Annotated in this window: 25 protein-coding genes; 15 read left to right on the top strand and 10 right to left on the bottom strand. The window is 66.8% G+C overall.

Going from position 1 to position 20,545, the window contains the following annotated elements:
* Positions 1-129: 129 nt before the first annotated feature.
* From egtB to ACZYSP_RS24565, 5 genes are all read left to right on the top strand, one after another.
* On the top strand, positions 130-1,383 hold the full coding sequence (gene egtB / locus ACZYSP_RS24585; protein WP_489017129.1) for an ergothioneine biosynthesis protein EgtB: 1,254 nt from the start codon (positions 130-132) through the stop codon (positions 1,381-1,383).
* Positions 1,384-1,385: 2 nt separating this feature from the next.
* Positions 1,386-2,390 (top strand): L-histidine N(alpha)-methyltransferase, encoded by a 1,005-nt coding sequence (gene egtD, locus ACZYSP_RS24580; RefSeq protein WP_489017127.1) that lies wholly within the window; start codon positions 1,386-1,388, stop codon positions 2,388-2,390.
* 667 nt (positions 2,391-3,057) lie between these two features.
* The gene (locus tag ACZYSP_RS24575; protein ID WP_093059105.1) at positions 3,058-3,342 is read left to right on the top strand and encodes a DUF427 domain-containing protein; all 285 of its coding nucleotides are present in this window, start codon (positions 3,058-3,060) and stop codon (positions 3,340-3,342) included.
* Entirely contained in the window at positions 3,339-4,094 is a 756-nt protein-coding gene (locus ACZYSP_RS24570) for a 2OG-Fe dioxygenase family protein (RefSeq protein WP_489017124.1), read from the top strand. Before ACZYSP_RS24575 ends, ACZYSP_RS24570 begins: the two co-directional genes overlap by 4 nt.
* Positions 4,095-4,222: 128 nt before the next feature.
* Positions 4,223-4,663: a universal stress protein gene (locus ACZYSP_RS24565; protein ID WP_007833935.1), complete on the top strand. Its 441-nt coding sequence runs from the start codon at positions 4,223-4,225 to the stop codon at positions 4,661-4,663.
* Positions 4,664-4,671: 8 nt separating this feature from the next.
* Here the strand turns inward: ACZYSP_RS24565 and ACZYSP_RS24560 are convergent, their stop codons facing one another.
* Complete coding sequence (locus tag ACZYSP_RS24560) at positions 4,672-5,334, bottom strand: RluA family pseudouridine synthase (RefSeq protein ID WP_489017121.1); 663 nt, start codon at positions 5,332-5,334, stop codon at positions 4,672-4,674.
* Positions 5,335-5,429: 95 nt separating this feature from the next.
* On the opposite strand from ACZYSP_RS24560, the gene ACZYSP_RS24555 reads away from it, so the two are divergent.
* Complete coding sequence (locus ACZYSP_RS24555) at positions 5,430-6,710, top strand: MFS transporter (RefSeq protein ID WP_257014892.1); 1,281 nt, start codon at positions 5,430-5,432, stop codon at positions 6,708-6,710.
* On the opposite strand, the gene ACZYSP_RS24550 is transcribed toward ACZYSP_RS24555, so the two are convergent.
* From ACZYSP_RS24550 to ACZYSP_RS24540, 3 genes are read right to left on the bottom strand one after another with little or no spacing between them, the layout of a single operon-like run.
* On the bottom strand, positions 6,707-6,994 hold the full coding sequence (locus ACZYSP_RS24550) for a 2Fe-2S iron-sulfur cluster-binding protein (RefSeq protein WP_093059109.1): 288 nt from the start codon (positions 6,992-6,994) through the stop codon (positions 6,707-6,709). The two genes, ACZYSP_RS24555 and ACZYSP_RS24550, sit on opposite strands and share 4 nt — an antisense overlap.
* On the bottom strand, positions 6,991-7,302 hold the full coding sequence (locus ACZYSP_RS24545) for a VF530 family protein (RefSeq protein ID WP_093059110.1): 312 nt from the start codon (positions 7,300-7,302) through the stop codon (positions 6,991-6,993). The genes ACZYSP_RS24550 and ACZYSP_RS24545 overlap by 4 nt, the downstream gene beginning before the upstream one ends.
* Positions 7,299-7,448 (bottom strand): hypothetical protein, encoded by a 150-nt coding sequence (locus ACZYSP_RS24540; RefSeq protein WP_013542593.1) that lies wholly within the window; start codon positions 7,446-7,448, stop codon positions 7,299-7,301. The genes ACZYSP_RS24545 and ACZYSP_RS24540 overlap by 4 nt, the downstream gene beginning before the upstream one ends.
* Positions 7,449-7,535: 87 nt before the next feature.
* Between ACZYSP_RS24540 and ACZYSP_RS24535 the strand changes: the two genes are divergently transcribed.
* From ACZYSP_RS24535 to ACZYSP_RS24525, 3 genes are all read left to right on the top strand, one after another.
* On the top strand, positions 7,536-8,054 hold the full coding sequence (locus ACZYSP_RS24535; RefSeq protein ID WP_093059111.1) for a GNAT family N-acetyltransferase: 519 nt from the start codon (positions 7,536-7,538) through the stop codon (positions 8,052-8,054).
* Position 8,055: 1 nt separating this feature from the next.
* Positions 8,056-8,739 carry a PepSY-associated TM helix domain-containing protein gene (locus ACZYSP_RS24530; RefSeq protein WP_093078759.1) on the top strand — a complete coding sequence of 228 codons (684 nt, stop codon included), beginning with the start codon at positions 8,056-8,058 and terminating at the stop codon, positions 8,737-8,739.
* Between the two features lie 75 nt (positions 8,740-8,814).
* Complete coding sequence (locus tag ACZYSP_RS24525; RefSeq protein WP_093078757.1) at positions 8,815-9,723, top strand: DUF808 domain-containing protein; 909 nt, start codon at positions 8,815-8,817, stop codon at positions 9,721-9,723.
* A 35-nt stretch (positions 9,724-9,758) separates the two neighbouring features.
* Here ACZYSP_RS24525 and ACZYSP_RS24520 read toward each other — a convergent pair whose 3' ends face one another.
* The 3 genes from ACZYSP_RS24520 to ACZYSP_RS24510 form a co-directional block, all read right to left on the bottom strand.
* Positions 9,759-9,971, bottom strand: coding sequence for a hypothetical protein (locus ACZYSP_RS24520; RefSeq protein WP_093059114.1), 213 nt, complete (start codon positions 9,969-9,971; stop codon positions 9,759-9,761).
* 27 nt (positions 9,972-9,998) lie between these two features.
* On the bottom strand, positions 9,999-11,474 hold the full coding sequence (locus tag ACZYSP_RS24515; protein ID WP_093059115.1) for a PPC domain-containing protein: 1,476 nt from the start codon (positions 11,472-11,474) through the stop codon (positions 9,999-10,001).
* Between the two features lie 89 nt (positions 11,475-11,563).
* A complete protein-coding gene (locus tag ACZYSP_RS24510; protein WP_489017115.1) occupies positions 11,564-12,760 on the bottom strand; it encodes a YncE family protein in 1,197 nt (398 codons plus the stop codon).
* A 104-nt stretch (positions 12,761-12,864) separates the two neighbouring features.
* Between ACZYSP_RS24510 and ACZYSP_RS24505 the strand changes: the two genes are divergently transcribed.
* From ACZYSP_RS24505 to ACZYSP_RS24495, 3 genes are all read left to right on the top strand, one after another.
* Positions 12,865-13,137 carry a DUF2164 domain-containing protein gene (locus ACZYSP_RS24505; RefSeq protein ID WP_093177823.1) on the top strand — a complete coding sequence of 91 codons (273 nt, stop codon included), beginning with the start codon at positions 12,865-12,867 and terminating at the stop codon, positions 13,135-13,137.
* Between the two features lie 63 nt (positions 13,138-13,200).
* Complete coding sequence (locus tag ACZYSP_RS24500; RefSeq protein ID WP_489017112.1) at positions 13,201-13,623, top strand: hypothetical protein; 423 nt, start codon at positions 13,201-13,203, stop codon at positions 13,621-13,623.
* A gap of 33 nt (positions 13,624-13,656) precedes the next feature.
* Positions 13,657-14,454 (top strand): enoyl-CoA hydratase/isomerase family protein, encoded by a 798-nt coding sequence (locus tag ACZYSP_RS24495; protein WP_093078754.1) that lies wholly within the window; start codon positions 13,657-13,659, stop codon positions 14,452-14,454.
* Positions 14,455-14,458: 4 nt separating this feature from the next.
* Here the strand turns inward: ACZYSP_RS24495 and ACZYSP_RS24490 are convergent, their stop codons facing one another.
* Positions 14,459-15,565, bottom strand: a complete 1,107-nt coding sequence (locus ACZYSP_RS24490; protein ID WP_489017110.1) for a M14 family metallopeptidase — start codon at positions 15,563-15,565, stop codon at positions 14,459-14,461.
* A gap of 40 nt (positions 15,566-15,605) precedes the next feature.
* A complete protein-coding gene (locus ACZYSP_RS24485) occupies positions 15,606-16,940 on the bottom strand; it encodes an MFS transporter (protein ID WP_097199573.1) in 1,335 nt (444 codons plus the stop codon).
* A 134-nt stretch (positions 16,941-17,074) separates the two neighbouring features.
* On the opposite strand from ACZYSP_RS24485, the gene ACZYSP_RS24480 reads away from it, so the two are divergent.
* Entirely contained in the window at positions 17,075-17,977 is a 903-nt protein-coding gene (locus ACZYSP_RS24480) for a LysR family transcriptional regulator (RefSeq protein ID WP_093059122.1), read from the top strand.
* Here the strand turns inward: ACZYSP_RS24480 and ACZYSP_RS24475 are convergent, their stop codons facing one another.
* The gene (locus ACZYSP_RS24475) at positions 17,978-18,634 is read right to left on the bottom strand and encodes a glutathione S-transferase (protein WP_489017107.1); all 657 of its coding nucleotides are present in this window, start codon (positions 18,632-18,634) and stop codon (positions 17,978-17,980) included. It lies immediately after the preceding gene.
* A gap of 83 nt (positions 18,635-18,717) precedes the next feature.
* Here ACZYSP_RS24475 and ACZYSP_RS24470 point away from each other — a divergent pair, with 83 nt between their 5' ends.
* Together ACZYSP_RS24470 and ACZYSP_RS24465 are read left to right on the top strand one after the other, a co-directional pair.
* Positions 18,718-19,593, top strand: a complete 876-nt coding sequence (locus ACZYSP_RS24470) for a helix-turn-helix domain-containing protein (RefSeq protein WP_489017105.1) — start codon at positions 18,718-18,720, stop codon at positions 19,591-19,593.
* A 54-nt stretch (positions 19,594-19,647) separates the two neighbouring features.
* Positions 19,648-20,544 (top strand): SDR family NAD(P)-dependent oxidoreductase, encoded by an 897-nt coding sequence (locus ACZYSP_RS24465; protein ID WP_489017103.1) that lies wholly within the window; start codon positions 19,648-19,650, stop codon positions 20,542-20,544.
* Position 20,545: the final 1 nt, after the last annotated feature.

Below are 20,545 nucleotides of genomic sequence, written 5' to 3'. Positions count from 1 at the left end.
GGCCTCGAATCTTGTGCCACAGTGGCTGCCCTTTGCCGAAGTGCCGGCGGCAGGGCGGCGGCGTTTTGTCCTACGCGCCGCCGCAGCCCGGATGGGCTAAAACTTGCGGCTGACCCGACTGGAGACCCCATGACGCTTTCCCGGCCGATCACACAGGCGGCGAGCACACTGCGCGACAGGTTTCGCGAGGTGCGCGCCACGAGCCTGGCGCTTGCCGCTCCGCTTTCCGCCGAAGACCAGTGCATCCAGTCGATGCCCGACGCGAGCCCGACCAAGTGGCACCTCGCGCACACCACGTGGTTCTTCGAGACCGTGCTGCTGCAGCCGCATTCCAGCGGCTACCAGCCCTTCGACGCGCGTTTTCATTACCTCTTCAACTCGTACTACGAGGCGCTCGGGCCGCGGCATCCGAGGCCGCAGCGCGGACTGCTGACGCGGCCCTCGGTAGACGAGGTGCATGCCTACCGCCGCCACGTTGACGAGGCGGTGGTCGCGCTGCTCGAAGAGGGCGGGCTCGACTGGGCCACTGTCGAGCCCATCGTCACGCTCGGGCTGAACCACGAGCAGCAGCACCAGGAACTGCTGCTCACCGACATCCTGCACGCGCTGTCGTGCAACCCGCTGCTGCCCGCCTACAAGCCCGCGAGCGGGCCCGCGCTGCGGCTGGCTGCCGTGCCGCCCGCCGTGCGCTGGATCGAGCAAGCCGGCGGCGTACTTGAAGTGGGGTTCGCGGGGCCGGGCTTTTCCTTCGACAACGAGACGCCGCGCCACAAGGCCCTGCTGCAGCCCTATGCGATTGCCGACCGGCTGGTGAACTGCGGCGACTACGCGCAGTTCATCGCGGACGGCGGCTATCAACGGGCCGAGCTCTGGCTGTCCGATGGCTGGGCCGCCGTGCAGGCGAACGGTTGGAGACATCCGGCGTACTGGCTCGAGCCGGACGATCCACGCCTTGGGCTTGGCGCGCAGCAGCAGGGCAATGCAGGCTGGCAGGTGTTCGGCCTGCACGGCGTGCGGCCGATGGAGGCCGATGCACCCGTATCGCAGCTCAGTTTCTATGAAGCCGCCGCGTACGCCGAATGGGCCGGCGCGCGACTGCCGACCGAATTCGAATGGGAAGCCGCGTTCGATGCGCCGGGCATCTCGCAGATGACGGGGCATGTCTGGCAGTGGACGCGTTCGTCGTACGACCCGTATCCCGGCTTCCGTCCGATGCCCGGTATCGCGGCCGAATACAACGGCAAGTTCATGGTGGGGCAACTGGTGTTGCGCGGCGGCAGCGTGGCCACGCCGGCAGGGCACACGCGGCCCAGCTATCGCAACTTCTTTCCGCCGGCGGCGCGCTGGCAGTTCTCGGGGCTGCGGCTCGCGAAAGACCTTTGATCATGCGCAATCCAACTTCTTCCTCGTCGCTGTCGTTCGCGCCTGCTGCGAAGCCGCGTGTTTCTTCTTCTCCAGCGGTCGCCACGCCGTTGTCGGAGTTCGGGCGGGAGATGCAAGCCGGGCTTGCGCGCTCGCCACGCAGCATCTCGCCGAAGTTTTTCTACGACGCAGCAGGGTCGCAGCTGTTCGACCGCATCTGCGAGCTGCCGGAGTACTACCCGACGCGCACCGAGCTGCGCATTCTTGGCGAATGCGCCGGGGAGATCGCCGAACAGATCGGGCCGAACGCGGAGATCGTGGAGTTCGGGGCCGGGTCGCTCACGAAGGTGCGGCTGCTGCTCGATGCGCTGCAGGCGCCGAAGCGCTATCTGCCCATCGATATCTCAGGGGAGCATCTGGAGGCTGCGGCCGAGCGGTTGAAAGCGGACTATCCGAAGCTGGTGGTGCAGCCCATTGCTGCGGACTACACGATGCCTCTGGTGCTGCCTGCGCCTATGGCTGGTTCGGGGCGGCGAGTCGGGTTTTTTCCGGGGTCGACTATTGGGAACTTCGAGCCTGAGGAGGCGCTGGCCTTTTTGCAGCTGGCTGCTCGGATGTTGCGTGGAGGTGGGCTGCTGATTGGGGTGGATCTGGTGAAGGATCCGGGGCGCTTGCATGCGGCCTACAACGATGCGCAAGGGGTTACGGGGGAGTTCAATCTCAATCTGCTGCGTCGGGCGAATGCCGAGCTGGATGCGGACTTCGATGTCGATGGGTTTGCGCATGCGGCGTTCTACAACGCGCCTCGGCAGCGGATCGAGATGCATCTTGTTAGCCGGCGGGCTCAGAGCGTTTCGTTGAATGGGGAGCGGTTTGGGTTTGAGGAGGGCGAGACTATTCATACTGAGTACTCGCATAAGTTCACTGTTGAAGGGCTTCGGGCTTTGGCTGCTCGGGCTGGGTTTCGGCCTGGTGCGGTTTGGACGGATCCTGAGAAGCTCTTTAGCGTTCACTGGTTGGCTGCCTAGTTTTTGTTCCGGGGCCGGGACTCGCCCCGGCGGGCGACCTACTTTTCTTTGCTTCGCCAAAGAAAAGTAGGCAAAAGAAAGGCGACCCCACTGTCTGCGACCCCTTTGCTGTGCGAAGGGGCAACCTGCGGTGCTCGCGTTTCGCGGGGTCTCGCCCAAACTCGCTTCGCTCAGACAAGGGCGAGCCCTGATCCGCGAAACGCTGCGCTCCTCGGCGCAGCCAGAGGGGGTTGGAGACAACTCGGGCCTTTGCTTCGCTCGGCTTGGTATCGGCTGTTCAGAGGCCGAGCGCAGCGAAGGCCTGTTGGGCTCCCCAATCCCTTCTGGCTGCGCCGAGGAGCGCAGACGTAGACGGGATCAGGGCCGCAGCTGTTTGAGCGAAGCGAGTTCTGCGGACCCCCGTCTACGTCGAGCACCGCAGGTTGCCCGTAGCGAAGCGAAGGGACGCAGACAGCAGGGTCGCCTTTTCTTTGCTTACTTTCTTTTGGCGAAGCAAAAGAAAGTGAGTCGGCCGCCGGGCCGAGACCCGGCCCCGGAAAACAAACAAAGCAATAGTGCCCATATCGCCCCGAAGAAAGCGGGCAAGCCAAGCAACGGCACAATACCCAAACCCCGTGCGGCAGCGCAACGGCCAGCGCCCGCAACCCTCCCCCTGGAGACCAAGACCATGAAAGCAACCTGGAACGGCGTCACCATCGCCGAAAGCGACGACACCGTGCTCGTCGAAGGCAACCACTATTTCCCGATGAGTTCGCTCAATCGCGACGCAGTCACCTTCAGCAACCACAAGACCACCTGCCCCTGGAAGGGCACCGCAAGCTACTACTCGCTGCTGGTCAACGGCGAACTCAACACCGACGCCGCCTGGTACTACGCCGACCCGAAGCCCGAAGCCGAAGAGATCCGCGACCGCGTCGCGTTCTGGAAGGACGTGAAGGTCAGCGCGCAGTGACCACGGCCGCTTTCACTCCCCCGTTCATCGCCCCCGCCGAGCTGCCTGCCGCATTGCGCGATCAAGGCTATGCAGTGCTCAGTCCGCAGGGCGTCAGCGAATGGCTCGGCGTTCCGCTCGCGCAGCTGAATGCGCTGCACGCGGACTGGAACGATCTCCCGCCCGACGAATACCTGAAGGACGGCGGCCGCTACCGCACGCGGCGCCATGCCTGCTTCACCGTCGAAGCCGACGACCATGCCACGCTGGCACAGGTGCCGCATCGCGCGCACTGGCAGCCGGTCGAATACAACGCCTTGCACGGGGGCATGCAGCGCTGGTTCGCGCCTATGCTCGAGGCCACCGTGGCGCAACCCGTGTGGCAGCGGCTGCTGCAGCAGCTCGGCAAGGCCAGCAGCAACATGCGTGGTGCGCCGCAGCGCTGGTACGTGGAAGCGCACCAGTTCCGCATCGACACCGCCGGTGGCATCGGCCGCCCGACGCCCGAGGGCGCGCACCGCGATGGTGTGGATCTCGTGGCCGTGGCACTGGTCGGCCGGCACGGCATCAAGGGCGGCGAGACGCGTGTGTTCGAAGCCAACGGCCGCCGCGGCGAGCGCTTCACCATGACCGAGCCTTGGACCCTGCTGGTGCTCGACGATGCGCGCGTGATCCACGAATCGACGCCGATCCAGCCGCTGGAAGAGGGCGGCGAAGGCTGGCGCGACACGCTCGTGATCACCTGCCGCGCCAAGGGTTTCCAGGGGGACTGAAGCCGCACGGCGGCGCTGTGCGCCGTCGCTGGCACGAGTCCTACAGTCCGTCCGCGGAACAGCGGTTAAATTCGGGGCCCGGCTCCATGTGGGCCGTGTCTGTCTGCGAACGAAAGCGAGGTCCCGCCATGTTCAATCACATCCTGGTTCCGATCGACGGCTCCGAAACTTCCATGCTCGCCGTCAGCAAGGCCAGCGGCCTCGCGCTGGCTTTCGGTAGCCGCATCACGCTCATTCACGTGATCGACAACTACCCCTTCATCGGCGTGGGCGCGGACTATGCGCTCGGCCAGAACGAATACCTCGCAGCAGCCACGGCCAGCGCCAACGCGGCGCTCGCACGCGGCGTGGCTGCCCTGGCGGCCGAAGGCCTGCACAGCGACCAGCGCGTGATCGACGGCCACGTGGTGCACGAAGGCATCGTCGACACGGCCATCGCCATCGCGGCCGACCTGATCGTGATGGGCTCGCACGGCCGCAGCGGCATCGAGAAACTGCTGCTAGGCAGCGTGACGCAGCGCGTGCTGCAGGACGCCAACATGCCCGTGCTGGTCGTCAAGGGAGGCTGACTGATTGGTCAGGAAACGACGGCGAAATCGGGCGGCCGTTTGAAGTAAAGCTCCTGCTGCGTCACTGGGTGCACGAACCCCAGCTCGCTCGCATGCAACAGCAGGCGCGGCGCGCGTGCCTGCAGGGCGGCATCGCCGTATAGCGCATCGCCAAGAATCGGATGCCCGATCGACAGCAGGTGCACGCGCAGCTGATGCGAACGGCCCGTCAGCGGCTCCAGCAGCACATGGGTCGCGGCAGGCTCGCCAGGCAGCAATGAAATCGCCTTCCATCGCGTGACGCTGGGCTTGCCCGCCGGGTCGGTCTTCTGCAGCGGCCTGCGCGGCCAGTCGGCCATCAGCGGTGCATCGATCAGCGACCAGTCTTCCAGCAGCGGCATCGCGCCATCGACGATGGCTTCATAGCGCTTGTGTACCCGGCGCTCGGCAAAGGCCGCGCTCAGCGCACGCTGCATTTCGATGCCGCGTGCCATCACCACCAGCCCGCTCGTGGCCATGTCGAGCCGGTGCACGATCAGCGCGTCGGGCCACTGCCGCATGGCGCGTGCGCTCAGGCAATCCTGCTTGTCCTCGCCACGGCCGGGCACGCAGAGCAGGCCGGCGGGCTTGCCGAGCACCAGCAGGTGCGGGTCTTCGTGAACGGGTTGCAGGAGCGGCGGCGCGGTCGTCATGGATGCCGCAGAGTGTAGAGAGCACGATGGCGGCCCGTTCCCGCGTTCCCGGCCCCTCATGCCCCGCTCATCCGGCCTCGGCTATCCTTGAGCGGATGTCCGGCCCCGCCCCAGCCTCCGTTTCCTCTTCTCCCCCCAGCTTTTCCGACCTGACGCGCGAACGCCCGTTCATGCAGATGTGGACGGCGCGCCTGTTCGGCACCGCCGCCTCGCAGATGTTGCTGGTGGCCATTGGCTGGCACATGTACGAGCTCACCAGCAGCGCCTGGGACCTGGGCCTCGTCGGCCTCTACCAGTTCGTGCCCGCGCTGCTGCTGGCGCTGCTGGCTGGCCACGTCGTCGACCGCCACCACCGGGGCCGCATCGTGGCGGCCTGTTTCGCGGTACAGGGGCTGGTGGCGCTCGTGCTGCTGCTGGCGGTGCTGGAAAAGCACGACTCGCGCGGCCTGCTGCTGGGCCTGTCCCTGGTGCTGGGCGCCGTGCGGGCCTTCCAGATGCCGGCGCAGCAGGCGCTGACGCCGCTGCTGGTGCCGCCCAGCATGCTGTCGCGTGCGATGGCCTTCAGCTCGGCGGGCATGCAGGGCGCGATCATCGGCGGGCCGGCCCTCGGCGGGCTGCTGTTCGTGGCGGGCATGGCGGTGGTCTACGGCGCCAGCGTGGCCTTCTTTGTCGTCGCCTGCGCGCTGGTGCTGCGGCTTCGCTACGCCTACACGCCGGCCGCGCGCGAGCCGGTGACGCTGGCCACCGTGTTCGCGGGCGTCGATTTCATCTGGAAGCGCAAGCCCGTGCTCGGCGCAGTCTCGCTCGATCTGTTCGCGGTGCTGCTGGGCGGCGCGGTGGCGCTGCTGCCGATTTACGCCAAGGACATCCTGCACACCGGGCCCTGGGGGCTCGGCCTGCTGCGCGGCGCGCCGGCGGTGGGGGCGCTGGTGATGTCGATCCTGCTCACGCGCCGGCCGGTCGAGCGCCGCGTGGGGCGCACGCTGCTGCTGGCCATCGGGCTCTTCGGGCTGTGCATGGTGGTGTTCGGCATTTCGAAGAGCTTTGTCGTCTCGCTGATCGCGCTGGCGGTCTCGGGCGGCGCCGACATGGTCAACGTGGTGATCCGCCAGACGCTGGTGCAGCTCGAAACGCCCGATGCCATGCGCGGGCGGGTGAGTGCGGTCAATTCGATCTTCATCGGTGCGAGCAACCAGCTCGGCGAGTTCGAGTCGGGCGCCACGGCGGCGCTGCTGGGGCCGGTCGGCTCGGTGGTGGTGGGCGGCGTGGGGACGATGCTGGTCGCGCTGACCTGGTTCAGGCTTTTCCCGTCGCTGGCCCAGCGGGACCGGCTGGTGGTGGCGGCGCCTTCGGTCAGGCCGCCGGTCAAGTCCTAGTCTGCGAACAGGGCGCGCGCGCCCGGCGCGTCGAGCGTGATGTCACCCAGCGCCTGCGCCACGCAGGGCAGGATCCAGCCTTCGGCTTTTTCCTCGGCGCTCAGGCCGGGCCATTCGATGATGTGGCGGGTTTCGCCGGACAGCCGCTGGCAGATGCAGGTGCGGCAGGTGCCGTTGCGGCACGAGCTCGGCAGCTCGATGCCGGCGGCCTCGGCGGCTTTCAGGAGCGTGGTGCCGGCATCGGTCTCGAAGTCGAGGCCCGAGGGCTCGAGTCGGACCTTCATGGCTGCGGCGGCTGGCTTTGCTGTTGTTGCTGCTGTTCGCGGCGTTGCTCGCGCAGCATGAAGAGGTAAAGGCTCTCGACCTTCTCGCGCGCCCACGGCGTCTTGCGCAGGAACTTGAGGCTCGAGCTCACGCTCGGGTCGAGCGTGAAGCAACGGATGGGAACGAGTTCGCTCAGGTGCTCCCACCCGTAGTAGTCGACCAGCGCGGTGACGATGGCCTCCAGCGTGACCCCATGCAGCGGGTTGCGCGGCTGGGCCTTTGCGGCCGCGGGGGCCGCTGGGGCAGGTGCTGGAGCGTCGTTCGTCACTTGTTCTTGAGCTTGCCGCGGGGAATGACCGCCGTCGTGATCGTGCGAACGGGCTCGATGCCGCCAGTGCCCACAGGCTTGGGCGGCGAGGTGTCCTTCTTCGGTTTCTTCGCTTCCTTGGTGCTGCGTTGCTGACTCTTGGCCATGTCGATTTCTCCTGTTGTTACGACGGATGCGGCAAGCAGTTTAGCGGTGCGGCGACAATACGCGGTTCCATTGATTTCCCCGCATTCATGTCAGATTACGAAGTTCGCCCCGCCACCCTGCGCGACGCCAAGGCCGTCGCCGAAATCCATTCCCTCGCCGCCAAGGCCGCCTACGAAGGCATCCTTCCCGAGGAAGAGCTGCGCGCCCTGGCCCCGGCCACCCGCGAAGCCAAGTGGCGCGAAGCCATCGAATACAGCGAGCCGCAGGTGCGTGTGGCCGTGCTGGGCAGCGAAATCGTCGGCTTCGTCGGCTTCGACCGCTCGCGCGACCCCAAGACCCCGCCCACCACCGGCGAAATCTGGGCCATCTACGTCAAGCCCGAGCACTGGGACAAGGGCGTGGGCGTGGCCCTCTGGGACGCCGCGCGCGAAGGCCTGGAAGAAGAGGGCTGCACCACGGTCACCATCTGGGTGCCGATCCGCAACGACCGCGCCATGCGCTTCCACGAACTCGCGGGTTTCAAGCGCGAGATGAAGACCGCCAAGACCACCGCCTTCGGCACCGTGCGCGTCGAGGAAATCCGCCTGAAGCGCGACGTTTCCTGACATGGACTCCGGCAGCACCGCCCTCGGCCACGCTGCGCGCGTGCGCGCGCACCAGCGCCGCACGACCGCCGTGCAGTGGATCCGCCGCACCCACGGCTGGTTCGGCCTTTGGGGCGCGGTGCTGGGGCTGCTGTTCGGTTTCAGCGGTATCTGGCTCAACCACCGCGACGTGCTGAAGCTGCCGCAGGCCCAGGAGCGCACGCGCGCCCAGCTGGTACTGCCCGACCCTGCGCCGGAAACGCCCGAGGCCATGAGCCAGTGGCTGCAGGGTGCGCTGCGCATGAGCGGCCCGCCCAACTCCCGCCGCATCGAGCCCGCCAAGCCCGTCGCCTGGGCCGACAAGAGCGACAAGAGCGACCCCGTGCTTACGCAGCCCGCGCGCTGGGTGTTCAACTTCGGCGGCCCCAACGAGATCGTGCAGGTCGAGTACTGGCAGGGCAACCGCTCGGTCGGCGTCACCACCACGCACAACGGCTTTGTCGCCACGCTCACCAGCATGCACAAGGGTGGCGGCATGCCACTGCCGTGGATCCTGCTGGTCGACACGCTGGCCGGCAGCCTGATCTTCCTGTCGATGTCGGGCATGGCGCTGTGGATGCTCACGCACCGCCGCCGCCGCGTGGGGCTGGCGCTGTTCGGCGCGTCGCTCGCCGCGGTGCTGGCCATTGCGCTCAGCGCTCTGTGATTCGTACGGTTATTGCAAGGGCGGTTGGCGGCAGCGGATAAGCTCGCCGCTTCTTTTTCAGCCCGAATCCTGCCCATGGCCACCAGCCTGCTCCTGCTGCTCGACGACATCGCGACCGTTCTCGACGACGTGTCGATCCTCACCAAAGTGGCCGCCAAGAAGACGGCCGGCGTGCTGGGCGACGACCTTGCCCTCAATGCGCAGCAGGTGTCCGGCGTCAAGGCCGATCGCGAGATCCCGGTGGTGTGGGCCGTGTGCAAGGGCTCGTTCGTCAACAAGGCCATCCTCGTGCCAGCGGCGCTGGCCATCGGCACCTGGCTGCCCTGGCTGGTGACGCCGCTGCTGATGGTCGGCGGCGCTTTTCTCTGCTTCGAAGGCGCCGAGAAACTCGCGCACAAGTTCCTGCACAAGAAAGAGCACGACGCCGACACCGAGCGCCACGAGAAGGCCGTGGCCGACGAATCGGTCGACGTGGTTGCCATGGAGAAGGACAAGATCAAGGGCGCCGTGCGCACCGACTTCATCCTCTCGGCCGAAATCATTGCCATCACGCTGGGCACCGTGCAGGGCCAGCCTTTCACGACGCAGCTGAGCGTGCTGGTCGGCATCGCGCTGATCATGACCATCGGCGTGTACGGCCTCGTGGCCGGCATCGTGAAGCTCGACGACGCGGGCCTCTACCTGAGCCAGCGCGCCAGCGCAGGCGCGCGGGCCCTGGGCCGCGGCATTCTGGCCACGGCGCCGTGGCTCATGAAGGCGCTGTCGGTGGCCGGCACGGCCGCGATGTTCCTCGTGGGCGGCGGCATCCTGGTGCACGGCGTGCCGGCGCTGGGGCATGCGGTCGAGGGCTGGGCCGCGGCTACGGGCGGTGTGTTCGGTACGTTGGGCTCGATGGGCGTGAATGCCGGCGTGGGCATCGTGGCCGGCGCCATCGTGCTGGTCGTGGTGGAGCTGGTCGGAAAGTTGCGCGGCAAGAAGGCCTGAGCTTGTTGCTGAAACCCGCCGCAAGGCGGGTTTTTTTATTGGCGCGTCTTGCCGCGCTTCACCAGCTCGACCACGATCAGCGCCACGCCCAGCACCAGCGCGAACCAGCCGACCAGATAGGCACCGGCGACCATCTCGAACCAGCGCGTGCCCTGTAGAAAGCGCGGCCCCAGCAGAACGGCGGCCCCGATCACGAGGCAGAGGATGCCGCGTTCGAGCGTGCGGAGAGGGCGGGATGGTCGTGTCATGGGAGCGGGAGTGTACCGGGCGGAGCGTCAATAGCTGACGTTCAGGCTGACCCCCGAATAGGCGATGTACCCGTAGATTGCGATGTAGAAGTCGCCAGGTGGAGGGTTGCTGATGTTCGCCACTTCGTTGCTGCCATTGACGTAGGGACGAATGTCCCAGGCAGTTGCGCTCGGCAGGCCGCCAAAGCGGATGTACATGTCACCGTCGCCGCCGGCCGGTCCAGCCATGCTGACGTTCATTTGAGTGGTGCCGGCGGGCACCGTGACCTTGAAGTACTTCCAGCTTCCTGCGGCGCCGGTCAGGCCTTGTGCCGGTTGGCCGCTATTGAGAGTGGTGATCGCGGGCTGCGTATCGATCCTGTACGAACGGATCTTCACATCGAAGCCGGACACGGGGTCGTAGGCATTCCAGGCGACGGTGAAGTTGCCGGCGAGATCGCTCGCGATATTGGCATAGCGACCGGCGACGCCTGGCAGATCGACCTGGAACTCGCTGCCGATGGGCGCACCATCGCTGGCGAATTGCTGCGCCACGACGAGAGGCCATGTCCCGGGCGTCGGGTTGTCGATGTTCCAGGCGGCGAAGAAGCTGCCGTTTTCCATCATGCTCACGTTCAGCAGGGAGAAGACCGAAGACGCAGTTTTCGTGATCCGAATCGGTGATCCGATTGCCGCTCCCGCCGAGTTGAACCGTTGAACGTACGCATTCTGGAGGTTGTTGGTCTCGTACGAATTCCATGCAATCAGGAAGTTGCCAAGCGGGCTGACGGCAAGCGATGCGCCGTCCTGGGTGGAAGGCGCCGTGACCACTGGTGTTGCTCCGATGAGCGGAACCCCGGCGCTGTTGAAGCGCTGCATCCATACATCGCCGGCGGTCGTGGGGTTGTTGATCGTCCAGGCAACAGTGATGTTTCCTGACGCGTCGGAGGCGATGCTGTTGGCAACCACGACGGCTGTAGACGGAGGGGTAATCTGGATCTCGTTGCCCAGCGCCACTCCGGCGACGGTGAACCGCCTCAGCGCAAGCGAGCGGTTGCCACCGGAATAGACAGAGTAGAAGGCCGAGAGATTGCCATCCGTATCAAGGCTGACGCAGCCACCTTCAGCGCCTGGATTTGGGCGGAACGCATTCGTCCTGATGTTCCCGTTTCGGTCGTAGAGAGTGATCGCCGCAAGGCTGCCGATGATCGCGAAATTTCCAATGCGATCTGTCGAGATGCAGTTCCCGTTGGCGACTGGAAATTTGATGGGAGAAAGCACACCCGAGGAGTTGATCCGCTGAACATAAGTCATGTTCGTGGGCGAGTCCCGCCACATGACCAGCTTTTCCCCATTTCCTCCTGCGGTTAGCGCGAATTGGCCCGAGAGTTCCTGCGTGCCCGCTGTATTGGTGTTGACCACGATCGGATTGCCGAGAGGCCCCGCGTGACCGGAAACCGCAATGCCAAAAAGTAAAAGGCTGCCGAACGCTGTCAAAAGACGCTTCAATGAATCAAGCAACATGAATTCCCTCTTCCTCAGTTTCGTTTTTAGTCTTCGATTGACGGCTCGAAGAAAAGCCGATTCATCTGTGCGGGGCAGTCCCTACCTCTTCAGTGCGTCATGGCGCCTCGCATGGCAGCCGGATGCCCTTGCAGCGGGAGCGACTTGCCCGTCGGCACCAGCGTATCGCCATCGAGCCGCAGGATCGTGACATCCTGGTCGATGAAGTTGCCCACGTACAGGTACTTGCCATCAGCGCTCCACACCGCGCCTTCAGGCAGGCCGCGCACCACCACCTCGTTGGCGCGCGTGACCTTCTTGCCGTCGATCTTCAGCAGCACCACCGAGCCGTTGCGGTTGTAGAAGTAGGCGCTCTTCGAAGAATTGCTGCCGCGCAGGATCACAGCCACCGCGTGCCTGCCGGTCGGGCTCACCGCCAGGCCCTCGGGGCCGTCGCCGACCACCACCTTGTCGACCACGCGCGGCGGCGTGGCCTCGAGGTCTATCACGCTCACGGTGTCGACCTGGCCGTCGGACGCGCCCGAGTTGCCGTTGTCGGCCGTGAGCGCGAGCTTGCCGTCTGGCGTCACGTCGACGTTGTAGGGCCACAGGCCCGCCGCGAGGTCGACCTTGTTGTAGCTGACCTTCTCTCCGTTCACGTCGAGCAGCGCGATCTTGTGGCTCGGAAACTTGGCCGCCAATGCGCGCTTGCCGTCGGGCGTGAAGCGCACGTGCGCCACCGAATCGCCCATGGCCACGGTGTCGATCAGCGTCACCTTCTTGCCCGAGATGCGCAGCACGCTCACCGAGTTGTCGGCGCGGTTGGCCACCAGCGCGAGGTCGCCCGTGCGGTTGATCGACAGGCCCGAGGGCTGCTTGCCGACCTGCAGGGTGTCGAGCAGCTTGGGCGGCGTGGTCGTCAGGTCGATCACGAAGAGGCGGTTGTCGGGCACTTGCTTGCGCGCGCCGTTCTCCTCGACCACGTTGAGCGAATTGGCAACCAGCGCCAGCGTTTCGCCGGGCGTGATCGCGAGGTTGGTCGGCGGGCCGGCGATGGTGTTGTCCAGCTGCAGCGTGCTGACCACCTTGGGCGCCAGCGGGTCGGTGCCGATGTCGAGCACCTGCACGGTGTCGCGCCCCATCGGGCCGAGGCTCACGACGCCGGCGTCGTTCCACGACTGCTTCTCGTCGTTGGCGACCAGCATCAGCTGGCGCTGCGGCACGGTGGGGGTCAGGTTCGTGCAGCCGGGGAGAGCGGCAAGGGCTGCCAGGGCCAGGGCCGCGAGTGCGGCGGGGCGGAACTGCATGGTGTGTGTCTCCGGTGTAGTTGTGTGCGCGCATGGTAGCGGCAGCTTCGTCGCCAGGCCTCGTGCCCGGCACAATCGATCGACCCAACCCCTGAAACCCCGCCATGACCATCGAGATACCGAAGGAAGCACGCCAGCAGGCCATCACGTCCATCGAACGCTATTTCCGCGAGAACATGGAAGAGCCGATCGGCAACATCGCGGCGGGGGCGCTGCTCGGTTTCTTCCTGGAAGAGATCGGCCCGCTGGTCTACAACAAGGCCGTGGCCGAGGTGCAGGAGCGCCTGCAGTCGCGCATTTCGGAGGTCGATCTCGAGGTGCACGAGGACGAATTCCAGTACTGGCGCAAGTTCGACAAGCAGAAGAAGGGCAAGTAGGTGTGGCGCGGGCGCACCGCGGCAATTTCAAAAGTGCTTCAAAACGTTGCAGAATTCGAAGCCATGCACCTTCCACGCACGCCCCTTCGCCCCTCGCTTTCTCCCGTCCTGCGCCTCCTGGCTGCCTTGCCAATGGTCGTCGCCGCATCGATGGCCACCGCGCAGCAGGACCCGTCCGGCTTCCCGCTGGATTCGGTCGGCTATCTGAACGAGGAACTGCCCCGCATGGAAGCCGCCATCGCCGCCAAGGACCGCAGCTTCTTCCATGGCGCGATGATCCGCACGGTGCAGTTCTCCGAACGCTGGGGCTTCAAGGTCAAGGCCAACCCCGATCTGGCGGCCTACCCGATGTGCACGTCGGCGGTCATGGACTACGTGGTCGTCGGCATGTGCAAGCTCACGCCGTCTGACGAGTGCGAGCCCGGACTGGCCTCGCGTTTCGACACCAACGTGCAGCGCTGCCGCGAAGTGGCCGCAAAAAAATAGACGGCAGACAAGCCACAGAAAGAGACACCCGCCATGGACTACGCCCGCTACCAGACCCTCGCCATCGCGCGCCGTGGTGCGAATGGCGCGGTGCTCGACATCCAGATGCGGGCGGCCAACGGCAAGCTGCCCACGGCGGGCCATGACGGCCACCGCGAACTCGCCGAAATCTGGCGCGACGTGTCCGCCGACGACACGGTGCGCTGCGCCGTGCTGCGGGGCGAAGGCCAGGGCTTCTCGGGCGGCGGCGACCTCGCGATGGTGCAGGACATGACCACCGACGACGCGGTGCGCCAGCGCGTGTGGCGCGAGGCGCGCGACCTCGTCTACAACATCATCAACTGCGACAAGCCCATCGTCAGCGCCATGCACGGCCCGGCCGTGGGCGCGGGGCTGGTGGCGGGGCTGCTGGCCGACATCTCCATTGCCACGAAGAACGCGAAGATCGTCGACGGCCATACGCGACTGGGCGTGGCTGCGGGCGACCACGCGGCCATTGTCTGGCCGCTGTTGTGCGGCATGGCCAAGGCCAAGTACCACCTGCTGCTGTGCGAGCCGGTGAGCGGCGAGGAGGCCGAGCGCATCGGCCTCGTGTCGCTCGCGGTGGAAGAGGCCGACCTGCTGCCGCGTGCCTACGAGGTGGCCGACCGGCTCGCGGCCGGCAGCCAGAGCGCCATTCGCCTCACCAAGTACGCGCTGAACAACTGGCTGCGCCAGGCCGGCCCGACCTTCGACGCCTCGCTGGCGCTCGAATTCATGGGCTTTGCAGGCGCCGACGTGCGCGAGGGCATTGCTTCGCTGCGCGAACGGCGCGCGCCGAACTTCAGCTGATCGATCAGGCCTTGCGAAGGCCCTGCAGCGTCTGCAGCAGCACGACGCGGGCCTGCCCGAGGATCATTCCCTTCCACTCCTCGTTGTCGCAGTAGAACGCGTCGCGCAGTTCTGCGCGGATCTCGCGCTTCTGCGCTTCCGGTGCCTCGGGGTGGCGGCGCAGCCAGGTGTCGGCGCGCAGGCGGGTCAGCACTTCGAGGTCGGGCAGGGTACCGAACTCCAGGCCCATCGGCGCGATCTTCGCGTTCGGGCATTCGTCGTACGCGGTCGAGATCACCGGGCCCGACACGTCGGCCGAGGCCGAGTCGCCCGCGAACGGCGCGAACACGTCCGCGCCCCACCAGGCGTGGGCCATCGCAAGGTCTTCGGGCGTGTTGCGGCCTGGGTAGATCTTCTCGCCATGGCCATAGGGGCCGAGACCGGTGTGCACGTCGATCCAGCCGATGTGGGTGGCCGATGCAGCGTACTTGCGCAGGATCTTGCGGATGGTTCCGTTGCTCCACGAGGGTGCGGTGCCGCCGTAGAACAGGCCGTCGGGCGAGGTGTACTGGCCCTTGGTCACCGCCGCGCGGAAGGCGGTCATGCCGTGCTGCTGGACGTAGGCGGCCACGGCCGCTTCGTCGGCGGGTGTCGGTGGCCAGGTCGCGGGCAGCACCAGCGATTCGACATCCGCGTACTCGGCGTTCACCGGCAGGGGCGCATTGAAGTCGATGTGGTTGCGGTTCAGGTCGATGTTGTCTTCGTTCGTGCGGTGCAGGTGCGAAAAGCCGTGCGGGTTGACCGCATGCACCAGCAGCAGCGCGACGCCGGCCTTCTCCAGCCGCGAAAGCAGGTCGGCATCGTTGAGCGTGGCGATCTGCGTGCCCGAGCCGCAGAAGCCTTCAGGGCCGTGCGTGCCCGAGGTCACGAGCAGCAGCTTGTTCGCGTCGATCGCGCCGATCAACGCCACGTCGGTGGCGAGCTCTTCGCCGAGCGCGCCGCGGTGCGCTTCGAGCACGAACGACTCGACAGCCGCGCCGCGCTGCGCTGCGGCCTCGAGAAACTTGGCGCGGGCTTCGACGTACGTGCCCGAGAAATAACGCGTGGCGGCGGAGCGTTGTGTTGTTGGCATGAGGTGGGGACTCCTGTGCGTGGAATGGTGAAGAAAGTCGTCAGGCCGTTGCGTGGGCGCCCGCGGCATCGATGTCGCGGCCCGTATGGTCGCGCAGCCAGAGCAGGCCGAGCAGCGAAACCACCGTCATCGCCACAAGGTACCAGGCAGGCGCGAGCTTGCTGCCCGTGGCGTTGAGCAGCCAGGTGCTGATGAAGGGCGCGAAGCCGCCGAACAGCGCCACGCCCACGCTGTACACCAGCGACATGCCGCTGGCGCGCACCGCCTTCGGAAACATCTCCGGCAGCATCGTGATGCCGGGCACCGTCTGCACCACCAGGCCGAAGCTGAACACGCCGAGCACGACGAACAGCACCGTCGGCGTGGGCGAGGCGTTGAGCCACAGGAAGCCCGGGTAGATCAGGATCGCCAGCGCGATGCGGCTCCAGACGATGAGCGGCTTGCGGCCCACCACGTCCGACAGCTTGCCGACGAAGGGCGCGAAGGCGAACGAGATCAGCCCGGTGAGCGCGGCGCCGAACAGCGCCACCGACGGCGTGAAGCCGAGCTCGCGCACGGCGTACGTCGGCATGTAGAACGTGACGACATAGGCAGCCGTGGTGCCGCCCACCAGCGAAAGAATCGCTGCCAGCACCGTCTTGCCGTGCTGCGTGCAGACGATCTTCAGGCTGCTCTCGCGCGGCGCGGCGGCCTCTTCCGGCGAGATGTGCAGCGACTCTTCGAGATGGCGGCGGATGTACATGCCCACCGGCGCGATCAGCATGCCGATGATGAAGGGCACGCGCCAGCCCCAGCTCTGCATTGATTCCGTCGACAGCGTGAAGGTCAGCAGGCCCACCACGACAGCGCCGAGCATCACGCCCAGGCCCTGGCTCGCGAACTGCCAGCTCGCCATGTAGCCGCGGTTGGACGGCGTGGCGTGCTCGACCAGCAGCGTGGTCGAGGCGCCGACTTCGCCGCCGGCCGAGAAGCCCTGGATGAGCCGCGCCAGCACGATGACGACGGGCGCCGCCACGCCGATGGCCGCGTACGTGGGCGTGAAGGCAATCAGCGCGCAGCCCAGCGCCATCAGGAAAATGGTGAGCGTCATGGCCTTCTTGCGGCCCGCGCGGTCGGCGTACGCGCCGATCACGATGCCGCCCAGCGGCCGCATGATGAAGCCCACGCCGAAGCTGGCCACCGTCAGCAGCAGCTGTCCGTACGAATTGAAGGTCGGGAAAAACAGTTTGCCGATCACCAGTGCCAGGAAGCCGTAGACGGTGAAGTCGAAGAACTCCAGCCCGTTGCCGATGGTGGTGGCCACGATGGTCTGGCGCCTGCGCGCGGGGCGAGCGGGGGATGAGGACGGCGCGGGCTGCTTGCTTGGGTTGCTCATGGCTCTCCAGTGTTGGCTTTGCTTTTCGAGGATGTCGGTCGAAGGTATCTACGCACTGACCGCGCCGGATGCTAGAGACTCGCTGCTGTCATGAAAAGACAATAATTGGGCGTCAAAGATAACTTTTGGTTGTCATGAAACCCAATCAGTTGCACGCCTTCGTGGCGGTGGTCGAGCAGATGAGCATCCGCGCCGCAGCCCGCGTGCTGGGCATTTCCCAGCCGGCCGTGACGAAGATCGTGCGCGAGCTGGAGCGCGAAGTCGGGGCGCCGCTGGTGGAGCGCAGCGTCAAGGGCGTGCGGCTCACCGAGTTCGGCAAGGCCTTTGCGCCGCGCGCCCGGCTGCTGCTGGCCGACATGCAGCGCGCACGCGACGAGATCGCGCAGATCCGCGACGGGCTCACGGGCAAGGTCTCGCTGGCCGTCAGCACTTCGTTCGCGCTCACGGTGCTGCCGGCTGCGTTCAAGGATTTCCACGCGCGGCTGCCGGCAGTCGACGTGCAGTTCAGCGAAACGGTGCTGCCCTGGATGCTGGGGCGCCTGCGCGAGGGCTCGCTCGACTTTGCGGTGGCGCATGTGGTGCCGGGCCGGCTCGATCCGCAGTTCGAGGCGATGGAGCTCTTTCCGGTGAGGCTGGTGGTGGGACTGCGCGAGCGTCATCCGCTGCGCGCGAGCCGCTCGATCCGCGAGCTCTACAAGGCCGAGTGGATTCTTCCGGGCGACGACCATTTCAGCGGCCGCGAGGCCGTGTCGCCGCTGCTGCCACTGGGCCTGCCGCCGCCGGCGCGGGTAATCCAGGGGCAATCGGTCACGGTGGCGCTGGCGCTGGTCGGGCAGATGGACCTGGTCGGCCTGTTCGTGGAGCCGCTGGCAACGCTGACCTTCAAGCGCCACGGCATCCGGCGAGTGGAGATCGAGGAAGAGCTGCCCATGCTGAGCGTCAGCGTCATCAAGCGCCGTGGGCAACTGCTGACGCCGGCCGCGCAGCATTTCGTCGAATGCATCCAGCGGGCCTCGGCGGTGGCGATGGGCGGCTAGCTAGAGCGGCGGAAAGCTGACGCCGGCGTCGCCGGTCTTCCAGGGCGCGTACTTGTGCATGGCGCGTGCGAACAGGTCCGAGGCGGTCCAGCCGGACAGCCACGCTTGCAGGCGGGGCCAAGGCTGTGCATCGAACCACGCGGGCTCGACCATTGCGAACTGGCGCACGAAGGGCATGACGGCGGCATCGGCCAGCGTGGCGTGCGCGCCGGCCAGGTGGGGCGAAGTCGACAGCCGGGTTTCGAGGTCGCGCAGGAACTGAGCGCCGCGCTCGCGCGCGGGTTCGCCGCCATCCGCATGCCGGTCGGGGTACTTGTAGCGGTCGAGCTGGGGCTTGAAGCCGTCGTCGCAGGCGGCGACCAGCGCGAGCATGTCCTGCAGCGTGCCGGTTCCGGGCTGCAGCCAGCGCAGCGGATCGTTGCGCCGCAGGGCCCACAGCATCACGTCGAGGCTCTGCTCCAGCACCGCGCCGTCTTCAGTCAACAGCACGGGCACCGTGCCCTTGGGCGAAGCCGCGAGCATCTCGGCCGGCTTGTTCTTCAGCACCACCTCGCGCAGCTCGCAGCGCTGGCCGCTCGCAATCAGCGCGAGCCGGGCCCGCATCGCATAGGGGCAACGGCGGAATGAATAGAGGACGGGGAGGGCGGTGGCGGGCATTCGTGTGCGCGGGCGAAGCGGTCGATTTTCGGCGACTGCGGCTGGCTCGCACCCGGGCGGGGTTTTCATCACAATGGACTGCCATGGCCGAACGCCTCTTCCTTCGCCTCGACGACGACCCCTTGCACGGGCCGGAATCTGGCGTGCCTGCGGGTACGTTGCGCGCGTTCCCGGTTGGGGCTGCGCTGCGCGGCCACGTCTCGCACATCATGCTGTACAGCGAGACCTTCGCCGAAGGGCACGAGGTGCGCGAACGCGTGCTGCCAGACGGCGCGGTGCGGCTGGTGTTCAACCTCGGCGATGCACCGTCCGCCGGTGAAGGCGAGGGGCTGGCGGTGGAAGCCATTGGCGCTTCGGCCGCGCCTGTGGTGGTGCGCATGCGGCGCAAGGTGGAGGGGCTCTCCGTCACCCTGCGCCCTGGTGCCGCCGCTGCGCTGCTGGGGTTGCCAGTGGGCGAGATCGGCGGCAGCGCCGTGCACCTCGATGCGCTGTGGCAGGGTGAAGGCACCGAGCTGCTGGGGCGCATGGCCGAGGCGCCGGACGATGCGGCGCGAGTGACGCTGCTGCACGCCGTTCTGCAACGCCGGCTTCGCGACAGCAGCGCCGCCGCAGGCAACACAGCCGCTGCCATGCATGCCGCGCAGCTCATCGCCGCATCCGATGGGCGTCGCTCCTTGCGCGAGGTGGCAACGACCGTCGGCGTTGGCGAACGGCGACTGCAGCAGCTCTTTCATGCCCACGTGGGCCTTTCGCCGCGCGCCTGGAGCCGGCTCGCGCGCATGCATGGTTGTCTGCGCGCGCTGCGGCTGCAGTCGTCGCCCGCGTGGGCTGACGTAGCGCTGGAGAGCGGCTTCTACGACCAGTCGCACCTGGTCAACGAGTTCCGCGCGCTCTGCGGCGTCACGCCGACGGAGTTCATGGGGCACGCCGTTTCGGGTTCTTCCAAGACGGCGCGTTGAGCGCGCACTATCTTCGTCCGCTCTTGCACAGGCAGATCGAAGGAGCAACCGAACATGCAGAACGAAAACACCCGTCGCCCGTTGAAGGATTGCGTGGCAGTGGTGACTGGCGCGAGTCGAGGAGCAGGGCGCGGCATCGCGCTGGAACTGGGCGCCGCCGGAGCCACGGTGTACGTCACCGGGCGCAGCACGCGCGAACGGCCCGCGCAAACCTACGGCCAGTTGCTGGCCCTGTCTGATATGCAGGCCGTGCCCGGCAGCATCGACGACACCGCAGACGAACTCACCCGCATGGGCGGACACGGCATCGCCGTGCAGTGCGACCACACCCGCGAAGAAGAAGTGGCGGCGCTCATCGCCCGCGTGGAGCGCGAGGCAGGCCGTATCGACCTGCTGGTGAACAACGCCTGGGGCGGCCACGAGACCTTTAATGGCGTGTTCGAAGCACCTTTCTGGGAGCACCCGCTGTCGAACTGGGATTCAATGTTCGACCGCGGCGTGCGCAACCACCTCGTGGCCAGCCGCTGTGCCGCGCCGCTGATGGTGCGACAGAAAAAGGGGCTGATCCTCACCACCACCTTCTGGGACCGCGACCACTATCTGCGCGGCAGCCTCTTCTACGACCTCGCGAAGGCTTCGATGACCCGGCTGGCATTCGGCATGGCGCAAGACCTGCGGCCGCACAACGTCGCCTCCATTGCCGTGTCGCCCGGCTGGATGCGCACGGAGTTCGTGCTGGCCGGCCACAAGACCGATGAGGCGCACTGGCATGAGCGGCCCGCGCTGGCGCGCACCGAGTCGCCGCGCTACCTGGGACGGGCGATCGCGGCGCTGGCCGGCGATGCGCGGGTGATGGACAAGAGCGGCGAGGTGCTGCGCGTGGCCGACCTGGCGCGCGAATACGGCTTTACCGACATCGACGGCAGGCAGGTCGAGGCCTTCGAGATGTAGC

The sequence above is a fragment of the Variovorax sp. F042 genome (assembly GCF_057814215.1).
This window is presented reverse-complemented; position numbering and strand designations above follow the sequence as displayed.